General features: G+C 61.4%; 13 protein-coding genes. 8 read left to right on the forward strand and 5 right to left on the reverse strand.

The window, feature by feature from the left end:
- The first annotated feature begins 13 nt into the window (after window positions 1-13).
- From livM to H6M51_RS14450, 5 genes are all read left to right on the forward strand, one after another.
- Entirely contained in the window at window positions 14-1,363 is a 1,350-nt protein-coding gene (gene livM / locus H6M51_RS14430) for a high-affinity branched-chain amino acid ABC transporter permease LivM (protein WP_407073588.1), read from the forward strand.
- Entirely contained in the window at window positions 1,363-2,235 is an 873-nt protein-coding gene (locus tag H6M51_RS14435) for an ABC transporter ATP-binding protein (RefSeq protein WP_185810512.1), read from the forward strand. Before livM ends, H6M51_RS14435 begins: the two co-directional genes overlap by 1 nt.
- Window positions 2,235-2,963, forward strand: a complete 729-nt coding sequence (locus H6M51_RS14440; RefSeq protein ID WP_185810513.1) for an ABC transporter ATP-binding protein — start codon at window positions 2,235-2,237, stop codon at window positions 2,961-2,963. The genes H6M51_RS14435 and H6M51_RS14440 overlap by 1 nt, the downstream gene beginning before the upstream one ends.
- An 18-nt stretch (window positions 2,964-2,981) precedes the next feature.
- Complete coding sequence (locus tag H6M51_RS14445) at window positions 2,982-3,335, forward strand: DUF6867 family protein (RefSeq protein ID WP_185810514.1); 354 nt, start codon at window positions 2,982-2,984, stop codon at window positions 3,333-3,335.
- 163 nt (window positions 3,336-3,498) lie between these two features.
- On the forward strand, window positions 3,499-4,614 hold the full coding sequence (locus tag H6M51_RS14450) for a branched-chain amino acid ABC transporter substrate-binding protein (protein WP_185810515.1): 1,116 nt from the start codon (window positions 3,499-3,501) through the stop codon (window positions 4,612-4,614).
- Window positions 4,615-4,837: 223 nt separating this feature from the next.
- Here the strand turns inward: H6M51_RS14450 and H6M51_RS14455 are convergent, their stop codons facing one another.
- From H6M51_RS14455 to H6M51_RS14475, 5 genes are all read right to left on the reverse strand, one after another.
- The gene (locus H6M51_RS14455; RefSeq protein ID WP_185810516.1) at window positions 4,838-5,761 is read right to left on the reverse strand and encodes a response regulator transcription factor; all 924 of its coding nucleotides are present in this window, start codon (window positions 5,759-5,761) and stop codon (window positions 4,838-4,840) included.
- Complete coding sequence (locus tag H6M51_RS14460; RefSeq protein WP_185810517.1) at window positions 5,754-9,137, reverse strand: ATP-binding protein; 3,384 nt, start codon at window positions 9,135-9,137, stop codon at window positions 5,754-5,756. The genes H6M51_RS14455 and H6M51_RS14460 overlap by 8 nt, the downstream gene beginning before the upstream one ends.
- Window positions 9,138-9,214: 77 nt before the next feature.
- The gene (locus H6M51_RS14465; protein ID WP_185810518.1) at window positions 9,215-9,673 is read right to left on the reverse strand and encodes a DUF5680 domain-containing protein; all 459 of its coding nucleotides are present in this window, start codon (window positions 9,671-9,673) and stop codon (window positions 9,215-9,217) included.
- A gap of 102 nt (window positions 9,674-9,775) precedes the next feature.
- Window positions 9,776-12,328 carry an HWE histidine kinase domain-containing protein gene (locus tag H6M51_RS14470; RefSeq protein WP_185810519.1) on the reverse strand — a complete coding sequence of 851 codons (2,553 nt, stop codon included), beginning with the start codon at window positions 12,326-12,328 and terminating at the stop codon, window positions 9,776-9,778.
- Complete coding sequence (locus tag H6M51_RS14475) at window positions 12,291-12,872, reverse strand: biliverdin-producing heme oxygenase (protein ID WP_185810520.1); 582 nt, start codon at window positions 12,870-12,872, stop codon at window positions 12,291-12,293. Before H6M51_RS14475 ends, H6M51_RS14470 begins: the two co-directional genes overlap by 38 nt.
- A 223-nt stretch (window positions 12,873-13,095) precedes the next feature.
- Between H6M51_RS14475 and urtA the strand changes: the two genes are divergently transcribed.
- The 3 genes from urtA (at window position 13,096) to urtC (ending at window position 17,394) form a co-directional block, all read left to right on the forward strand.
- Window positions 13,096-14,385: an urea ABC transporter substrate-binding protein gene (gene urtA / locus H6M51_RS14480; RefSeq protein WP_185810521.1), complete on the forward strand. Its 1,290-nt coding sequence runs from the start codon at window positions 13,096-13,098 to the stop codon at window positions 14,383-14,385.
- A 238-nt stretch (window positions 14,386-14,623) separates the two neighbouring features.
- Window positions 14,624-16,228, forward strand: a complete 1,605-nt coding sequence (gene urtB / locus H6M51_RS14485; protein ID WP_185810522.1) for an urea ABC transporter permease subunit UrtB — start codon at window positions 14,624-14,626, stop codon at window positions 16,226-16,228.
- The gene (gene urtC / locus H6M51_RS14490) at window positions 16,225-17,394 is read left to right on the forward strand and encodes an urea ABC transporter permease subunit UrtC (RefSeq protein ID WP_185810523.1); all 1,170 of its coding nucleotides are present in this window, start codon (window positions 16,225-16,227) and stop codon (window positions 17,392-17,394) included. The genes urtB and urtC overlap by 4 nt, the downstream gene beginning before the upstream one ends.
- The last annotated feature ends 2 nt before the right edge of the window (window positions 17,395-17,396 follow it).

The raw sequence follows: 17,396 nt of genomic DNA on the forward strand, positions 1-17,396 counted from the left end.
TTCGTCCGGCACAATGGCGCGCGCCATCAAGGAAGGCCTGTTCGCCGGCCTTCTGGCTCTTGGCCTGTTCAGCCTCTACATCGGCATCAAGACCGATCAGAACATGGCCAATGAGCTGATCTGGTATCCGCGCTGGGGACTGCTGGCGATTTTCGTCATCATCGCCGCCGTCGGGCGTTTCGCCATGGTGGCCTTCCTGGCGCCCTGGTTCGCCGCCCGCAAGGAAAAGAAGTCGGCTGCGGTGCCGGTGCATGACATCGACGCCAAGCAGCCCTTCCTCAAGACGCATTTCCTGAAGATCGCGCTGATTGCCCTGATCCTCTATCCGCCGGTCATCGTGGCACTCTCGGGTGTCCAGGGTTCGCTGAAATATGTCGACAATTTCGGTATCCAGATCCTCATCTACGTGATGCTGGCCTGGGGTCTGAACATCGTTGTCGGTCTCGCCGGCCTGCTCGACCTCGGATATGTCGCCTTCTATGCCGTCGGCGCCTATTCCTACGCGCTGCTTGCGCAGAACTTCGGTCTGTCCTTCTGGATCCTGCTGCCGCTCGCCGGCATTCTGGCGGCCTTCTGGGGCATCATCCTGGGCTTCCCGGTTCTGCGCCTCAGAGGTGACTATCTCGCCATCGTGACGCTCGCCTTCGGGGAAATCATTCGACTGGTGCTGATCAACTGGCAGGACGTGACCCGCGGTACCTTCGGTATCTCGAGCATTCCGAAGGCCACCTTCTTCGGCATCGAGTTCAACGCGTCGGCTGATGGTTTCGCCAAGACGTTCGGGTTGCCGATGTCGTCTGCCTACTACAAGATCTACCTCTTCTACGTGATCCTGGCGCTGTGCTGCCTGACGGCCTATGTCACGATCAAGCTTCGCCGCATGCCGATCGGTCGTGCGTGGGAAGCGCTGCGTGAAGACGAGATCGCCTGCCGCTCGCTCGGCATCAACACGGTCACGACCAAGCTCACCGCCTTCGCGATCGGTGCCATGTTCGGTGGCTTTGCCGGCTCCTTCTTTGCGGCCCGCCAGGGCTTCGTCTCGCCGGAAAGCTTCGTATTCCTGGAATCTGCCGTCATCCTCGCCATCGTCGTACTCGGTGGCATGGGGTCGCTCACCGGGATCGCGATTGCTGCCATCGTCATGATCGGTGGCACGGAAGCGCTGCGCGAGATGGAATTCCTGAAGCATATCTTCGGACCCGACTTCACGCCGGAACTCTACCGCATGATCCTTTTCGGCCTCGCCATGGTCGTGGTCATGCTGTTCAAGCCGCGCGGTTTCGTCGGCAGCAGAGAGCCGACGGCCTTCCTCAAGGAACGCAAGGCCGTTTCGGGCAGCTTCACCAAGGAAGGTCACGGCTGATGGCTTCCGGGAACACGACAATGAGCAAAGACACCATTTTGAAAGTCGAGCATCTGTCGATGCGTTTCGGTGGTCTAATGGCCATCAACGACTTCTCCTTCGAAGCCAAGCGCGGCGAAATCACCGCGCTGATCGGCCCCAACGGTGCAGGCAAGACCACGGTCTTCAACTGTATCACCGGCTTCTACAAGCCGACCATGGGGATGATTACGCTAAACCAGAAGTCCGGCCAGCAGTATCTTCTGGAGAGGCTGCCGGATTTCGAGATCACCAAGAAGGCGAAGGTCGCCCGTACCTTCCAGAACATCCGGCTCTTCTCGGGTCTGACCGTTCTCGAAAACCTGCTGGTGGCGCAGCACAATGCGCTGATGAAGGCCTCGGGCTACACCATTCTCGGTCTGCTCGGCCTGCCGGCCTACAAAAAGGCCGAGGCTGAATCGATCGAGAAGGCACGCTACTGGCTGGAAAAGGCCGATCTGATCGAACGCGCCGACGATCCGGCCGGCGATCTGCCGTACGGTGCCCAGCGGCGGCTCGAGATCTGCCGCGCCATGTGCACGGGGCCCGAGCTCCTTTGCCTGGACGAGCCGGCTGCCGGTCTCAACCCGAAGGAGTCTCTGGCGCTCAACACGTTGCTCAGGAGCATCCGCGACGAAGGCACATCGCTGCTCCTCATCGAGCACGACATGTCCGTCGTCATGCAGATTTCCGACCATGTCGTGGTTCTGGAATACGGCCAGAAGATTTCTGACGGCACGCCTGACCACGTGAAGAACGACCCGAAGGTCATCGCGGCCTATCTGGGTGTCGAGGATGAAGAATTGGATGATGCTATCCATGAAGTCGAAGCCGTTGCAGGGGGAGAACACTGATGTCCTCTGAACCGCTTCTCAAAGTCGCCGGCGTCGAGACCTATTATGGCAATATCCGCGCCTTGGCCGGTGTTGACGTCGAGGCGCACAAGGGCGAAATCGTGTCGCTGATCGGCGCCAACGGGGCCGGCAAGTCGACCCTGATGATGACGATCTGCGGCAGCCCGCAAGCGCGCTCCGGCCAGATCGTCTTCGACGGCGAAGACATTACGCGACTGCCGACGCATCTGATCGCGCGCCGCCGCATTGCCCAGTCGCCTGAAGGTCGCCGCATCTTCCCGCGGATGACCGTTCTCGAGAACCTGCAGATGGGTGCCGGCCTGGATAATCTGAAGTACTTCAAGGAGGACGTGGAGAAGATCTTCACCATGTTCCCGCGCCTGAAGGAAAGGCAGACCCAGCGTGGCGGCACGCTGTCGGGCGGGGAGCAGCAGATGCTCTCTATCGGCCGCGCCCTGATGTCGCGCCCGAAGCTGCTGCTTCTCGACGAACCGTCGCTCGGTCTCGCGCCGCTGATCGTCAAGGGGATCTTCGAGCAGATCAAGCGGCTCAACCAGGAAGAGGGACTGACCGTCTTCCTCGTCGAGCAGAACGCATTCGCTGCACTGAAACTGTCAGACCGTGCCTATGTCATGGTCAACGGCAAGGTGACGATGAGTGGCACGGGTAAGGAACTGCTGGCCGATCCTTCGGTCCGTGCGGCCTATCTCGAAGGCGGCCATCACTGAGCGCGGGGAGTATTTGACATGCAAGGTTTGTTTTTCGAGAGCGACACGACTGTTCGCTACGTCCTCCGCTTCCTTGTGGTGCTGCTCGGTCTTTGGACCGCGTGGCGCACCGGCAAGGCTGCTGCCGAGAGCTGGAACGGCTACGGCACCGTGTTCGTCTACGTGCTGGGATTGGGATTTGCGATGCGGTTCCTTCACTTCTCGCTGTTTGGCGGTCCCTTCCTCAGCCCCTTCTTCTACGTGATCGACGTCGCACTTCTCATGGTGTTCGCGGTGGCCGGTTTCCAGGCACGCCGTACCACTCAGATGGTCGACAACTACTATTGGCTCTACCAGAGAACCTCGTATTTCTCGTGGAAGAACAAAGATTGACAAGCCGTTGTTTTCTGTCGCAGATTGGCGACAGAAGGCGTCGGCCTGGTAAACAACAAGGCCTTGGCCAGAAATAAAGAGTGGAACAGTTTCCGGCGCAGTCACAGCGGGTATTGCGCAGGCTTTTCAAACCTAACCCGCATAAAAAATTGGGAGTCAAAATATGAAGAAGTCTCTCCTTTCGGCGGTTGCGCTGTCGGCCATGGTTGCCTTCAGCGGCAGCGCCTATGCCGAAATCCTGGTCGGCGTTGCCGGCCCGCTGACCGGCCCGAACGCTGCCTTCGGCGCACAGTTGCAGAAGGGTGCCGAGCAGGCTGCTGCCGACATCAACGCAGCCGGCGGCATCAACGGCGAGCCGATCAAGATCGTTCTCGGCGACGACGTTTCGGACGCCAAGCAGGGCGTTTCGGTTGCCAACAAGTTCGTTGCTGACGGCGTCAAGTTCGTCGTCGGTCACTTCAACTCGGGCGTCTCGATCCCGGCGTCGGAAGTCTATGCCGAAAACGGCATCCTGCAGATCACGCCTGCTTCGACGAACCCGAACTTCACCGAGCGCGGCCTGTGGAACACCTTCCGTACCTGCGGCCGTGACGACCAGCAGGGCGCTGTTGCCGGCAAGTACATCGCCGACAACTTCAAGGACGCCAAGGTTGCTGTCGTTCACGACAAGACGCCTTACGGCCAGGGTCTCGCTGACGAAACCAAGAAGGCGATGAACGAGCTCGGCGTTACCGAAGTGATCTACGAAGGCATCACCCCTGGTGAAAAGGACTACTCGGCCCTGATCGCCAAGATGAAGGAAGCCGGCGTTTCCGTCGTCTACTTCGGCGGTCTGCACACCGAAGCCGGTCTCATCCTGCGCCAGATGGCAAGCCAGGGCCTGACCGCAACCTTGATGTCGGGCGACGGCATCACCTCGAACGAACTGGCTTCGATCGCTGGTGACGCAGTCAACGGCACCCTGATGACCTTCCCGCCGGATCCGCGCCAGAACCCGAACGCTGCTGACGCCGTCAAGAAGTTCCGCGACGCCGGCTTCGAACCGGAAGCCTACACGCTCTACTCCTACGCTGCTCTGCAGGTCATCGCAGAAGCTGCCAAGGCTGCTGCTTCTTCCGATCCGGAAGCCGTTGCGACCGCGCTCAAGGAAAAGGGCCCGTACACGACCGTTATCGGCGAACTCGGCTTCGACGCCAAGGGCGACATCACCCGTCCGGACTACGTCATGTACACCTGGAAGAAGGGCGACGACGGCAAGTACTCGTACTTCCAGAACTAATTCGATCCTTCATCGGACCGACGGAAGCCCGGCCTTGTGCCGGGCTTTCTGCGTTTGGGGGCGGGGGAGGCAGTAGGCAATAGGCAATAGGCAATAGGCAATAGGGACTAGGGACTAGGGTTTGGTCCACGTCAGGGTGCGGTGAATGCCGAGGCTTGCTAAGCTGCTCGGCAATCGATCCAATCTCGCTGCCGACTGCCGACTGCCGACTGCCGACTGCCTATCACGTCTCGCGCAGAACGCCCGCCGCCTTCACCGCGGCCGAGGCGCGGTTCTCCACTCCGAGCTTGGAGTAGATCTGCTCAAGGTGCTTGTTCACCGTGCGGGCCGACAGGCCGAGGATCTCGCCGATGTCGCGGTTGGCCTTGCCCTTGGCGATCCAGAGGAGAACCTCGCTCTCGCGATGGGTCAGCCCGAAGCGTTCGCGCAGCATCTCGTCCTCGCTCTGGCGATTGGCGGAGGTCAGGCGGAAGAGGTATTCGTCGGCACCGATGGTACCGAGCAGGGAGAGCGTCAGCGGCAGGCCGGTTGCGCCGGGATAGGGGAAGCTGGTGTCGGTCTGCTGGGATGTGCCGGCACGGCGTACGGTCAGCCAGGCGGCCGCAGCTTTTGCGACGTCGCCGATCCTGTCCGGGAGGCCGGTCGCCGTTTCAATCAATCTGTTGGCCTGCGGCGTCGTCCAGTGCACCTGCCCATCTCCTCGGATCGCGAGCAGGTGTCGCCCGGCGGCATCGAGAGCGACGCGGGCGCTCTGGGCGGAACGGGCATTGGACAGGTGGACGCGGATGCGGGCGCGCAATTCGTCGATGTTGATGGGCTTGGTCAGATAATCGACCCCACCTGATTCCAGCGCTTTCACGACGTGCTCGGTCTCGGTGAGGCCCGTCATGAAGATCACCGGCACCTGGGCGACGACCGGGTCGGCCTTCAGCGTGCGGCAAGTTTCGAAACCGTCCATGCCCGGCATCACGGCATCGAGGAGGATGAGATCGGGGCTGATGCGGGCAACGATCGACAGGGCGCCATGGCCGGAAGTGGCGATCAGGACGGAATAACCCGAGGCTTCCAGCGCTTCGGTCAAGAACCCGAGTGCATCGGGACTGTCGTCCACCAGAAGCACGATGTCGCGGCGGTTCGCCTCAGCCATGGATCGCTTCCCTGCCGGTTTCGAAGGAACTGAGAAAACCGCGCAGACCGGGGAAGTCAAAGGCTTGCAGATAGGTGCGTGCGGCGTCGATAAAGGCTGCGTTATTGCCGGAACCGGCGAGCTCCGCAAGCTTCGCCTCGATGCCGCGCACATAACCGATATCACAGAGGCTGATCAATTCCTCGATATGACCGGGTCCCGGCGAAACCGGCTTCTCAAGCGGCATTGCCGGCTGCAGAAGGCGCGGGTCGTCGGCATAGATCCAGTCGAGGCCGAGGAAGCGGGCGAGCTTGTCGCGCAGGCGGGTGATATCGACGGGCTTGGTGATGGCGTCGTCATGGCCTTCACCGCCGGGAGCCGGGGCATCGCCGACATTGGCGGAGAGCATCAGGATGGGGGCCTTCTGACCCGCGTCCCTCAGTTTCTCGACAAGCTGCCAGCCGTTCATGCCGGGCATCGAGATATCGACCAGGAAGAGGTCGGCCTTCACGCCTTCGATCAGCGTCAGACATTCGGGCCCGCCGGCAGCCGTCAGCACGACAAAATCGAGTGGGGCGAGAACCTCGCGCATCAGCTCGCGGTGGTCCTCGTTGTCGTCCACGACGACGATCGTCCGGCGCGGACCAGTATAGGACACGATCTTGCGTTCGGGGGCAGGGGCGGTGTTCGGCCGGTCAATCGCCGATAGCATCAGCCGAACCTTGAAGGTCGACCCCTTGTCGCGTTCGCTGGTGACGGAGATTTCGCCGCCGAGCGTGTTTGTCAGAAGCTTGGTGATGGTGAGCCCGAGGCCGAGCCCGGGCTGTGGGCGGATATTGTCGGCCTCGCCGCGCTGGAAGGGTTCGTAGATCCGATTCAGATCCTTTTCCGAGATCCCGCGGCCGGTGTCGCTGAGGGTGAAGGTTGCGACCTGGCTGCGATAGTCGACGGTAAAGCGGATCGTGCCTTCCTCGGTGAACTTGATGGCGTTGGAAAGAAGGTTGACGAGGATCTGCCTGATCCGCCGTTCGTCGGTACGCACGTAGAGTGGCAGGTTCCGCGAGCGCTGGTGTTCGAAGGCGAGGCCCTTGGCGGCGGCCTGCGGTGAAAACATGTCAACCAACTGATCCAGGAAGTCCTGGATGTTGACCTCGTTGGAAAAGACCTGGAGGCGGCCGGCCTCGATCTTGGAGATGTCGAGTAGCCCGTCGATCAGGCCAGACAGGTGGTCTGCAGAGCGGCGGATGACCTTGATCGCCGATTGGCGCGGTACGGGGATCGTCTCGTCGCGTTCGAGGATCTGGGCATAGCCGAGCACGGCGTTGAGCGGCGTGCGCAGCTCGTGGGAGAGGCCGACGACATAACGGCTCTTGGCGCGGTTTGCCGCTTCCGCCGTCTCCTTGGCATTCTGCAGGGCCGCGTCGGTTTTCTGGTGGGCGGCGATTTCCTTCAGCAGCAGCGTGTTCTGGCGCGAGGATTCCTCTTCCGCCACGACCCGGCTGTCATGGGCCAGCACATAGAACCAGGAGACGATGCCGGCTATGATTGCGAAGATGAAGAAGACGACCGTCACAGTCCGGTTGACCACATCGGCCATTTCGGGTGTGGCGGCATTCACCTGATGGGCGATGATCGCGAGTATCGCTCCGATCACCGAAATCGACAGCATGGCCGTCAGGGCGTAGCGCCCGAGCCGGGTGGAGAAGGTTTCGATCACCGCAGGAGGCAGGACATTGCGGGCAACGGTGGCTGCCTGGGCATTGAGCTTCGCATGCGGCTTGCACATGTCGTGGCAGCGGCTGTCGAGCGTGCAACAGAGCGAGCAGATCGGTGCGGCATAGGCGGGGCACCAGGCCATGTCCTCCGGCTCGAAGGGGTGTTCGCAGATCGAGCAGGTGATGCCGGTCTGGTTTTTCCAGCTGTGGCGCGGCTTGCGTGCCAGATAGAACTTGCCGTCGGTCCACCAAGCGATGAGCGGCGAGATGAGGAAGGCGACCAGCGTCGCATAGGTCGAAAGCGACGCCATGGTCGAGCCGAAGGCGCCGAAATGGGCGGCGAGTGCCAGCGCAGCCGAGAGCGCCATGGTGCCACAGCCGACCGGGTTGATGTCGTAGAGATGGGCGCGCTTGAACTCGATGCCGGGTGGCGAGAGGCCCAGCTTCTTATTGACGAAGAGGTCGGCCGAGATGGCGCAGAGCCAGCTCATGGCAATGATCGAGAAGATGCCGAGCGTTTCTTCCAATAGGCCGTAGATGCCGAGTTCCATCAACAGCAGCGCGATCGCCACATTGAAGACCAGCCAGACGACACGGCCCGGATGGCTGTGGGTCAGGCGAGAGAAGAAGTTCGACCAGGCGAGCGAGCCGGCATAGGCGTTCATCACGTTGATCTTCAGCTGCGAGATCACCACGAAACCCGCCATGAGAAGCATGGCCGCCGTTTCATTGGGGATCATGTAGCCGAAGGCTGCGACATACATATGGGCGGGATCGGCGGCCTCGCTGATCGGCACCCCGGTCGAGAGGGTCAGGACGGCGAGGAAGGAGCCTGCCAGGAGCTTGGGAACGCCGAGCACGACCCAGCCGGAGCCGGCGAGGAAGATGGCGATACGGTGGTGCAGCTTGCGTGCGCCTTCCGGAGGAAGGAAGCGAAGGAAGTCCACCTGTTCGCCGATCTGCGGCATGAGAGCCAGGATGACGGCGGAGGCGGCGCCGAACTCCAGGAGGTTGAAGGGCGCTGCCTCGCCGAGATGGGCATTCGAGTGATCGACGCCGGCAAAGGCGATCCAGAGGTCGATCTTTTCCCAGTCGAGAAAGGCTATGAACACGAAGGGCAGGATGTTGAGAACGATCCAGAAAGGCTGGGTGATCAGCTGGAACTTCGAGATCATCCGGATGCCGTAGGTGACCAGTGGCAGGACCGCAACGGCGGAGATGATGTAGCCCAGCCAGAGCGGAATGCCGAAGGCGAGTTCCAGCGCCTTGGTCATGATCGAGGCTTCGATCGCAAAGAGCATGAAGGTGAAGCCGGCATAGATCAGCGAGGTGATCGTCGAGCCGATATAACCGAAGCCCGCACCGCGGGTGAGCAGATCGATGTCGACGCCATGGCGAATGGCATAGCGACTGATCGGAATGCCGATGAGCAGCATCAGGACAGCGGCAACAATGATGGCGAAGAAGGCGTTGGTGGTGCCGTAGGCGATGGTGATCGTGCCGCCGATCGCCTCCAGGGCGAGGAAGGAAATGGCGCCGATGGCCGTCTGGGAGATGCGGCTCGACGAGAATTTGCGGGCGCTCTTGGCCGTGAAGCGCAAGGCATAGTCTTCCAGCGTCTGGTTCGCGACCCAGCGATTGTATTCGCGGCGAACAGGAATGATGCGTTGGCGTGCCGGCATGCCTAAAATCTAGCGCCTCTCTCGAGATGGCTTTCCTTTAGGCATTTTCACGGGATTATCCAGAATAGCAAGGCCCGTCAGGGCTTGATCAGTCCGCCCTGATAGTCCAGCTGATAGACGGTGCGATCGGCAAGGAGAATGCGCTCGACGCCGAGGAAGCTCGTGTAATCGCCGACCGACTGGTCGACATATTCACCGAGTGAATGCTGATAGGTAAAGCCGCCGAGAAAGCGCTTTTCCTGATAAAGTGCCGTGAGGGCCTGCTTTATCACGATGCCCGCGCGCTCCCCGTCGAAGCGGCTCGGGTCGAGGATCCTGCCATAATAGTTCATCGCCCAGACGGGGCGCTCGTCCTGCCAGACGACTTCCTGGCCGAGGAAATCGGTGCCGCCGTAGTGGCTGTCGAGATAGCGCAGGGCTCCCTGGTCGTAAAAAATGTCCTTGGCGCCGACGCGCGTGGCGAGCGCCTGCGGGCGCTTGCCACTGATATAGGTCGCTGCCTTGGCTTCGATAATGAAGCGTTCCAGCGATTCCATGCTGCCTCTCCCCACTCCTGCCGAACGAAAAGAGAACATGTTGGATGGGGCAGGCGCGGACAACCCCGGCAATCGAGGGGTTGTCCGGCGTGGTGATGATTGTCAGCGCAACCTGATCGCCGAGAGCCGATCGGAAAGCGCCCGCACAAGCGCTGTCGCGTCGTAGGGCTTTCTTACCACCGGTATGGAGAGCAGTTCTTCCGGTACGGAGGATCGGTCGTCGTAGCCGGTTGCGAAGACGAAGGGGATGTCGCGGCGCAAAAGTTCCTGGGCCACGGGAACAGATGTGTCGCTGCCGAGATTGATGTCGAGGATCGCAATTGCCGGTGTGAAAGTCTTGAGACGGTTCAAGGCATCGTTGCTCGAGCTTGCGGTCACGACATTGTCGATGCCGGCATCCGCCAGCATCATCTCTGCATCCATCGCTATCAGGACCTGATCTTCGACCAGCAGAACCGGTATTCCAGCGATGCTGGTCGGATGAGGAGCCACTTCGGCCTCGGCATCCGGATTGGGTTCTTCGCTCGAAGTCTGGGCCTCCCAGGTCAGAAAACGGCCCGGCAGGCGGAACTCGGCATCCAGTCCTTCGGGACGATAATCGACCCGGCTCGTGCCGCCGAGGTCGTAGGGGATGCTTCGTTCGATCAGCGCGGACCCGAAGCCCTTTCGACCGATGGGACCAATGGTCGGTCCGCCACTTTCTTGCCAGTGGAGACGACAGTCGCCATCGCCGACCTCCTCCCAGGACACCGTAAGCAAGCCGCCATCGCGCGACAGCGCGCCGTATTTCGCGGCATTGGTGCACATCTCGTGGATGACGAGCGCGGCCACGGCATGGGCGCGAGCATCGAGTGTCACGGGAGGGCCCTTGATCTCGATTTGGCTGCGACCGGCGCGATAGGGGAGGAGTTCAGCCTGGAGGAGGTCTCCCAGTGTTCCGCCGCCGCCGCCGCGGGTCAACTGGTCATGGGCGTGGGAGAGGGCATGGATGCGGCCACGCAGCGAGCCGATGTAATCCTGGATCGGCACCTCGTCCTGCGATGGCGCCGCGACCAGAGACTTGATCACTGCCAGGATGTTCTTTACCCGGTGGTTCAGTTCCTCATTCAGCATGCGCTGGCGAAGATCCGCCTTGCTTCGCTCTTCTTCCATGAGCTCGTTGTGGCGCAGCACGATCTCGACGGTTGCGGAGCGGATGGCCTCGGCGATCTCGAAATCGCTGTCGCGCCATGGTGTTGCCTGGCGCTGCACCGTTTGCTTCCAGATCGCAAAGCTTTTGCGTGGTGTCAGGCGGTCACCCAGCGGTCCGATCTCGTAGGTCTTGTCCGGGTTTCCGGCCCAGTTCAGCGTCTGCAGCCGCTCCTTGCGGAAGAAGAAGATGTAGTCGCGCGGCAGGTGGGAGAGCGGGACGGCCATGACGCCGGATACGTCCTCGAAGTAGGCGCCAGCCGGCGGATAGTCCTGCGACAGGGTCTTTGTCGACCAGATGCGCCCATCGGCGACTTCGCCGATGAAGCGCGCGAGATCTTCCTCCGCTCCACGGGGCGGCGTGCTGCCGATCGCGGTCCAGCGGCCATTCATCCAGAGACCGACGCCGTCACAGGCAAAGAGCGCCTGGAATTCGGGCAATGCGGCGGTCAGAATGTCGTCGAGGTCGGAGCGATGCGATGCTGCCTGCAGGAAGCGGTCGAGCGATCGCCGTGCCTCGTTCGAGATGTCGAGCTTGCGCTTCTGCTTCAGCGCCAGGAGGTGCAGCGAAAAGAACTCGCCGAACATCTCGGCTGCGATGCGTTCCGACATGCTGAGCGTCTTCGGTGCATAGTGATGGCAAGCAATCAGGCCCCAGAGTCGGTCGTCCACGATGATCGAAATCGACATGGATGCGGAAACGCCCATGTTGCGCAGATATTCGCAATGAATGGGCGAGACGCTGCGGAGATGCGCAAAGGAAAGATCGAGCGGTTCGACGCGTTCCTGAGCCTCAGGCAAGAGCTCGACCCGCTGACCACGCGCATCGGAAATCACCCGGATCGGGTTCTGCATGTAAAGGATGCGAGCCTGGCGCGGAATGTCTGTCGCGGGGAAATACTGGCCGAGGAAGCTTTCGAGGTCGTGGCGCTTCGCTTCGCTCGAGACCTTGCCGGAGCCGTCTTCCTCGAAGCGATAGATCATCACGCGATCGTAGCCGAGGACCGTGCGGACAAGTTTGGCGGAAGACGAAATCAGAAGGTCGATGTCGTTGATATCCTTGACCCGGCCGATCATTTCGCGTGCGAGCTGCAGCGGCTGGGTGCGCCGGAAGGAAGGTTCGAATTCGAGAATGGCGCCCTGTTTCTGGCGGTGCACGGCGACATCGAAATGCTGGCCACCCGGCAGTCTGAGATGGGCTATGACGGCAGGGCGGCTGGCTTCCGGTGCGGACGCCACGGCATTGCGGATGTCATGCACGACATCCTCGCCGAGGAGGTCTGTCAGCCGGATCCCGTCCATCGGTCGGGTTGCCCCGAGCATTTCGGCGGCATTGGCAGAGTATCGTCTGACAGAGGTTATCGCTGGGTCGCAGGCGAGAAGACATCCATGGGGCTGGATCGAGCCGGGGATGTGGATCGGCTCGCGATCACAATTGGTGAGGTCGACGGTCGGAACAATTTGCATTCAGGGCGCTTTCGAAGGCACTACGGGCATAGTCGAAAGCGGTGTTTGCCCACCTCGCAGCGGCTTGGTCGTCGTAGACACGCACGTTCTCCATACGATCGGAGAATGCGCGCCAGCTGGAAAAGTTCCGTGCCTGAGAAAAAAGATGTCGTGCGCCGAATTCGGCCGACAGTCCCAGCGCCTCGGCGCGCTTTGCCAGCAGGCGTGCGCCGAGCGACGAACCTTCTAGCACATAGAGCAGGCCGACCACCCCTTCGCCTTCCGGCGGATGAAAGGCCGGCTGGTTCTTCGGTCTTGCGGTATCGAGGTCGGCGAGGTCAGCTTCAAGTTCGGACTGAACCATATGGGGCTGATAGCCATCGAGCTCAGCGGGCAGATCCGTCTGTGACAGCCAGGCTTCGACCGGCAGGCGGAACGTTGCGATGCCTGTCAGGTACCGCTTGTAGTCGTCGAGCGTCTTGAAGTTGCCGACCATGGCATCCAGTGCGGCGTGCGCCTGGGAAGTGGCCTCTTTGAGAGCGGTGCGGCGCGGCGGAAGTTCCATGGCAATCCTTTCAGGCTAGCCATCCTATATCGGTGCCAGGTCTCGCGGCACAAGCCCCGGCATCCGTCTGGTGCACCATCTGGCGGGCAGTTCCCCTCTTTTGCCCCCCGACCTACGTCAAACGACGTATACGGTTTTGCGGCGCAGCATCGGATAGTCCCCCTCAGCAACGGTTAAATTCCATTAACCGACCGGTTGCGACCAAGAAGAGGGGATCACAACGATGAATCTGAAGATGAAACTGACCGGCGCGCTGCTCGGCGCCATGCTGTCGACGACGGCCTTCCACGGTGCGTTTGCCCAGGAAGACACGATCAAGATCGGCGTTCTGCACTCGCTCTCCGGCACAATGGCGATTTCGGAAACGACGCTGAAGGATGCCATGCTGATGCTCGTTGAAGAGCAGAACAAGAAGGGTGGCGTTCTCGGTAAGAAGCTTGAAGCCGTCGTTGTCGACCCGGCTTCCGACTGGCCGCTGTTTGCCGAGAAGGCGCGCGAGCTGATCGAAAAGGATAAGGTTGCGGCCGTCTTCGGTTGCTGGACCTCCTCGTCGCGCAAGTCCGTTCTCCCGGTCTTCGAAGAGCTGAACTCGATCCTCTTCTACCCGGTTCAGTACGAGGGTGAAGAATCCTCGCGCAACATCTTCTACACGGGTGCCGCTCCGAACCAGCAGGCTATCCCGGCCGTCGACTACCTCGCCGAAAACGAAGGCGTAGAGCGTTGGGTTCTCGCGGGCACCGACTACGTCTATCCGCAGACGACCAACAAGATCCTCAAGGCCTATCTGATGTCGAAGGGCGTTGCCGAAGAAGACATCATGATCAACTACACGCCGTTCGGTCATTCCGACTGGCAGACCATCGTCTCCGACATCAAGAAGTTCGGCTCGGCCGGCAAGAAGACCGCCGTCGTTTCCACCATCAACGGTGACGCCAACGTTCCGTTCTACAAGGAACTCGCCAACCAGGGCATCAAGGCCGAAGACATCCCGGTCGTCGCCTTCTCCGTCGGTGAAGAAGAACTCGCCGGCCTCGACACCGCTCCGCTCGTCGGCCACCTCGCAGCCTGGAACTACTTCCAGTCCGTCGACACCCCTGCCAATGCCGAGTTCATCAAGACCTGGCATGCCTTCACCGGCAACGAAAAGCGCGTGACCAACGACCCGATGGAAGCTGCCTATATCGGCTTCAACGCCTGGGTTAAGGCCGTCGAAGCGGCCGGCACCACCGAGACTGACGAAGTTCTCGATACCATCATCGGCGTGACGGTTCCGAACCTCACTGGCGGCTATGCCACCGTTATGCCGAACCACCACATCACCAAGCCGGTGCTGATCGGTGAAATCCAGGCCGACGGCCAGTTCGAAGTCGTTCAGGAAACGCCTGCCGTCGTCGGTGACGAGTGGTCCGACTATCTGCCCGACTCCAAGGACCTGATCGCTGATTGGCGCAAGCCGATGGAATGCGGCAACTTCAACGTTGCCACCGGCAAGTGCGGCGGCAAGGGCAGCTGATTTCCCCACTGACCTGACGGGGCTCTCCGGAGCCCCCACTTTGCCCTCTCCCTTTCCCGCGTTTCTGGGGGAGGGGGAGGGAATTTGTCTGGAGATCCTCGATCTCGCGCCTGGCCTTGCGCTTGCAAAGCCTCCGGCGCGCATCGGTGGGGACCCGACGGGGGAAGCGGTCTGAGGATCGCGTCTCCGGGCCGAGGCTCCGAGGTTCCAGCCTCAGGGGCGACAGAGGACCAAGGACATGTTTAGAGGCTTACTCACCCTGATCGCCGCGCTGTTCCTGATGACAGCGCCATCGCTGGCACAAAGCGATCCCCGAGATCTCATCAACGCGCTGGGCAAGGCCAATTTCAAGCAGGCCGAGGAACTGCTCGGGCAGATCGCCGCGACAGGCGATCCGCGCGTCGTTCCTGCGCTCGAAGCCTTTGCCGAAGGCGATCTTTTCGTGCGCAAGTCGGATGGTGCCGTCGTCATCACCAAGGCTGCCGGCAGCAATCTCGCCGCGATTGATCCGCTCACCGGCGAGACAATCGGCGAGGAGCCGAAGGGCGCCTTCACCAAGGTCAAGGTGAACAACAATCTCCGCCGCGCAATCCGTTCTGCGCTTGGCGGCCTGACGCTGCTCAGCCCGGACCGGGATGTGCGTCTGTCCGCCGCCCAGGCGGTGCTGCAGTCTCCAAGTGCCGAGAATCTCGAGCTCGTCGAGGCTGCTCTCGCCAAGGAAACCGATCCCGAGGTCAAGTCGCGGATGGAGCAGGCCCGGGCCGTGTCCATCCTTGCCTCGGACCGCTCGATCGAGGAAAAGCGCGGCGCCATCGAGGCTGTCGCTTCGATCGGCGGTCGTCCGGCCAAGAGCATCCTGCTCTCGGTCTCCGGCACGATTGACGAAGCGCTGCGGCCGGATCTCGATGCCGCCGTCTCGAAGATCGAAAGCCAGCTGGTGCTCTGGGATACCGCCGAGAGCGTCTGGTACGGCATTTCGCTTGGCTCCGTGCTGCTGCTTGCGGCCATCGGCCTTGCCATCACCTTCGGCGTCATGGGCATCATCAACATGGCGCATGGCGAGATGGTGATGATCGGCGCCTATTCCACCTTCGTGGTGCAGCAGGTGATCCGCACCAGCTATCCCGAACTCTTCGACTGGTCGCTGGCCATCGCTTTGCCCGTCGCCTTCCTGATGACGGCGCTGATCGGGCTCGTCATCGAGCGCGGCGTCATCCGTTTCCTCTATGGCCGTCCGCTGGAAACCCTGCTCGCGACCTGGGGCATTTCGCTGATCCTGCAGCAGACCGTGCGCACCATCTTCGGCCCGACAAACCAGGAAGTGGGCAACCCCTCCTGGATGTCCGGCTCGTTTGCGCTGGGCGGCATGACGATCACCTGGAACCGTCTGTGGATCGTGCTCTTTTCGCTGACCATCTTCTTTGCGCTGCTCGCGCTGATGAAGAAGTCCGCCTTCGGTCTGCAGATGCGTGCCGTCACCCAGAACCGCCGCATGGCGTCGTCCATGGGCATTCGGACCCCCTGGGTCGATGCCTTCACCTTTGCGCTCGGATCGGGCATTGCCGGTATCGCCGGCGTGGCGCTTTCCCAGATCGACAACGTCTCTCCCAATCTCGGCCAGGCCTATATCATCGACAGCTTCATGGTCGTGGTCTTCGGTGGGGTCGGCAACCTTTGGGGCACGCTGGTCGGCGCCTTGTCGCTCGGCATCCTCAATAAGTTCCTCGAACCCTCGGTTGGTGCGGTGCTCGGCAAGATCCTCGTGCTCGTGCTGATCATTCTCTTCATTCAGAAACGTCCGCGCGGCCTCTTCGCGCTCAAGGGAAGGGCGGTGGAAGCATGATTACCGGCTTCATCCTGCGTGCACTCGAAGGCAAGATCCTGATTGCGGTCGGCATTCTCCTCGCTTTCGCTCTGCTCGTTCCGGCGCTCAACCTGCTGACGCCACCCGACAGCCCGCTGCATGTGCCGACCTATGTCATGTCGCTGATGGGCAAGTATCTCTGCTACGCGTTGCTCGCGCTGGCGCTTGATCTGGTCTGGGGTTACTGCGGCATCCTCTCGCTCGGCCACGGCGCCTTCTTCGCGCTCGGCGGTTATGCGATGGGCATGTATCTGATGCGCCAGATCGGATCGCGTGGCGTCTATGGCGATCCCATCCTGCCCGACTTCATGGTCTTCCTGAACTGGAAGGAACTGCCCTGGTTCTGGCATGGCATGGACATGTTCCCCGTCGCCATGGCGATGGTGCTGATCGTGCCCGGTCTGCTCGCCTTCTTCTTCGGCTGGTTTGCCTTCCGCTCCCGCGTCAACGGCGTCTATCTCTCGATCATCACCCAGGCGATGACCTATGCGCTGATGCTCGCCTTCTTCCGCAACGACATGGGCTTCGGCGGCAATAACGGTCTCACCGACTACAAGGAAATCCTCGGCTTCTCCGTCCAGGCGGACGGAACGCGTGCGGTGCTCTTTGCGCTCTCGGCCATCTTCCTCGCACTCTGCCTGGTGATCGCGTCCGGCATCACCCGTTCGAAGTTCGGCAAGGTGCTGGTCGGCGTGCGCGATGCGGAAAGCCGGGTGCGCTTCCTGGGTTACCGGGTCGAGAACATCAAGCTCTTCACCTTCGTCGTTTCGGCGATGATGGCGGGCATTGCCGGTGCCCTCTTCGTGCCGCAAGTCGGCATCATCAATCCCGGCGAATTCGATCCGGCGAATTCGATCGAAGTCGTGGTGTGGGCTGCTGTCGGCGGGCGCGGCACGCTGATCGGACCGATCATCGGGGCCATCCTGGTCAATGTCGGCAAGAGCTACTTCACCGGTGCCTTCCCCGATCTCTGGCTGTTTGCGCTCGGCGCGCTCTTCATCTGCGTCACGCTCTTCCTGCCCAAGGGCATCGTGGGCACGGTCCAGCAGTATCTCGCACGCCGCAAGGAGTTCCGCGATGCCGCCGACAAGGATGCGGCGAACACCGACCTAAAACCCCAATCGGCCCCCGTGGCTGCGGAGTGATG

Source organism: Rhizobium sp. AQ_MP (genome assembly GCF_014237835.1).
Classification (GTDB): domain Bacteria; phylum Pseudomonadota; class Alphaproteobacteria; order Rhizobiales; family Rhizobiaceae; genus Allorhizobium.

Excerpts from the sequence above, each read along its gene's own strand:
- livM (WP_407073588.1), top strand. The coding sequence starts at position 14 with ATGGCGCGCGCCATCAAGGAAGGCCTGTTCGCCGGCCTTCTGGCTCTT.
- urtA (WP_185810521.1), top strand. The coding sequence starts at position 13,096 with ATGAATCTGAAGATGAAACTGACCGGCGCGCTGCTCGGCGCCATGCTG.
- H6M51_RS14440 (WP_185810513.1), top strand. The coding sequence starts at position 2,235 with ATGTCCTCTGAACCGCTTCTCAAAGTCGCCGGCGTCGAGACCTATTAT.
- H6M51_RS14470 (WP_185810519.1), bottom strand. The coding sequence starts at position 12,328 with ATGCAAATTGTTCCGACCGTCGACCTCACCAATTGTGATCGCGAGCCG.
- H6M51_RS14475 (WP_185810520.1), bottom strand. The coding sequence starts at position 12,872 with ATGGAACTTCCGCCGCGCCGCACCGCTCTCAAAGAGGCCACTTCCCAG.
- H6M51_RS14460 (WP_185810517.1), bottom strand. The coding sequence starts at position 9,137 with ATGCCGGCACGCCAACGCATCATTCCTGTTCGCCGCGAATACAATCGC.
- H6M51_RS14435 (WP_185810512.1), top strand. The coding sequence starts at position 1,363 with ATGGCTTCCGGGAACACGACAATGAGCAAAGACACCATTTTGAAAGTC.
- urtB (WP_185810522.1), top strand. The coding sequence starts at position 14,624 with ATGTTTAGAGGCTTACTCACCCTGATCGCCGCGCTGTTCCTGATGACA.
- H6M51_RS14450 (WP_185810515.1), top strand. The coding sequence starts at position 3,499 with ATGAAGAAGTCTCTCCTTTCGGCGGTTGCGCTGTCGGCCATGGTTGCC.
- H6M51_RS14455 (WP_185810516.1), bottom strand. The coding sequence starts at position 5,761 with ATGGCTGAGGCGAACCGCCGCGACATCGTGCTTCTGGTGGACGACAGT.
- H6M51_RS14445 (WP_185810514.1), top strand. The coding sequence starts at position 2,982 with ATGCAAGGTTTGTTTTTCGAGAGCGACACGACTGTTCGCTACGTCCTC.
- H6M51_RS14465 (WP_185810518.1), bottom strand. The coding sequence starts at position 9,673 with ATGGAATCGCTGGAACGCTTCATTATCGAAGCCAAGGCAGCGACCTAT.
- urtC (WP_185810523.1), top strand. The coding sequence starts at position 16,225 with ATGATTACCGGCTTCATCCTGCGTGCACTCGAAGGCAAGATCCTGATT.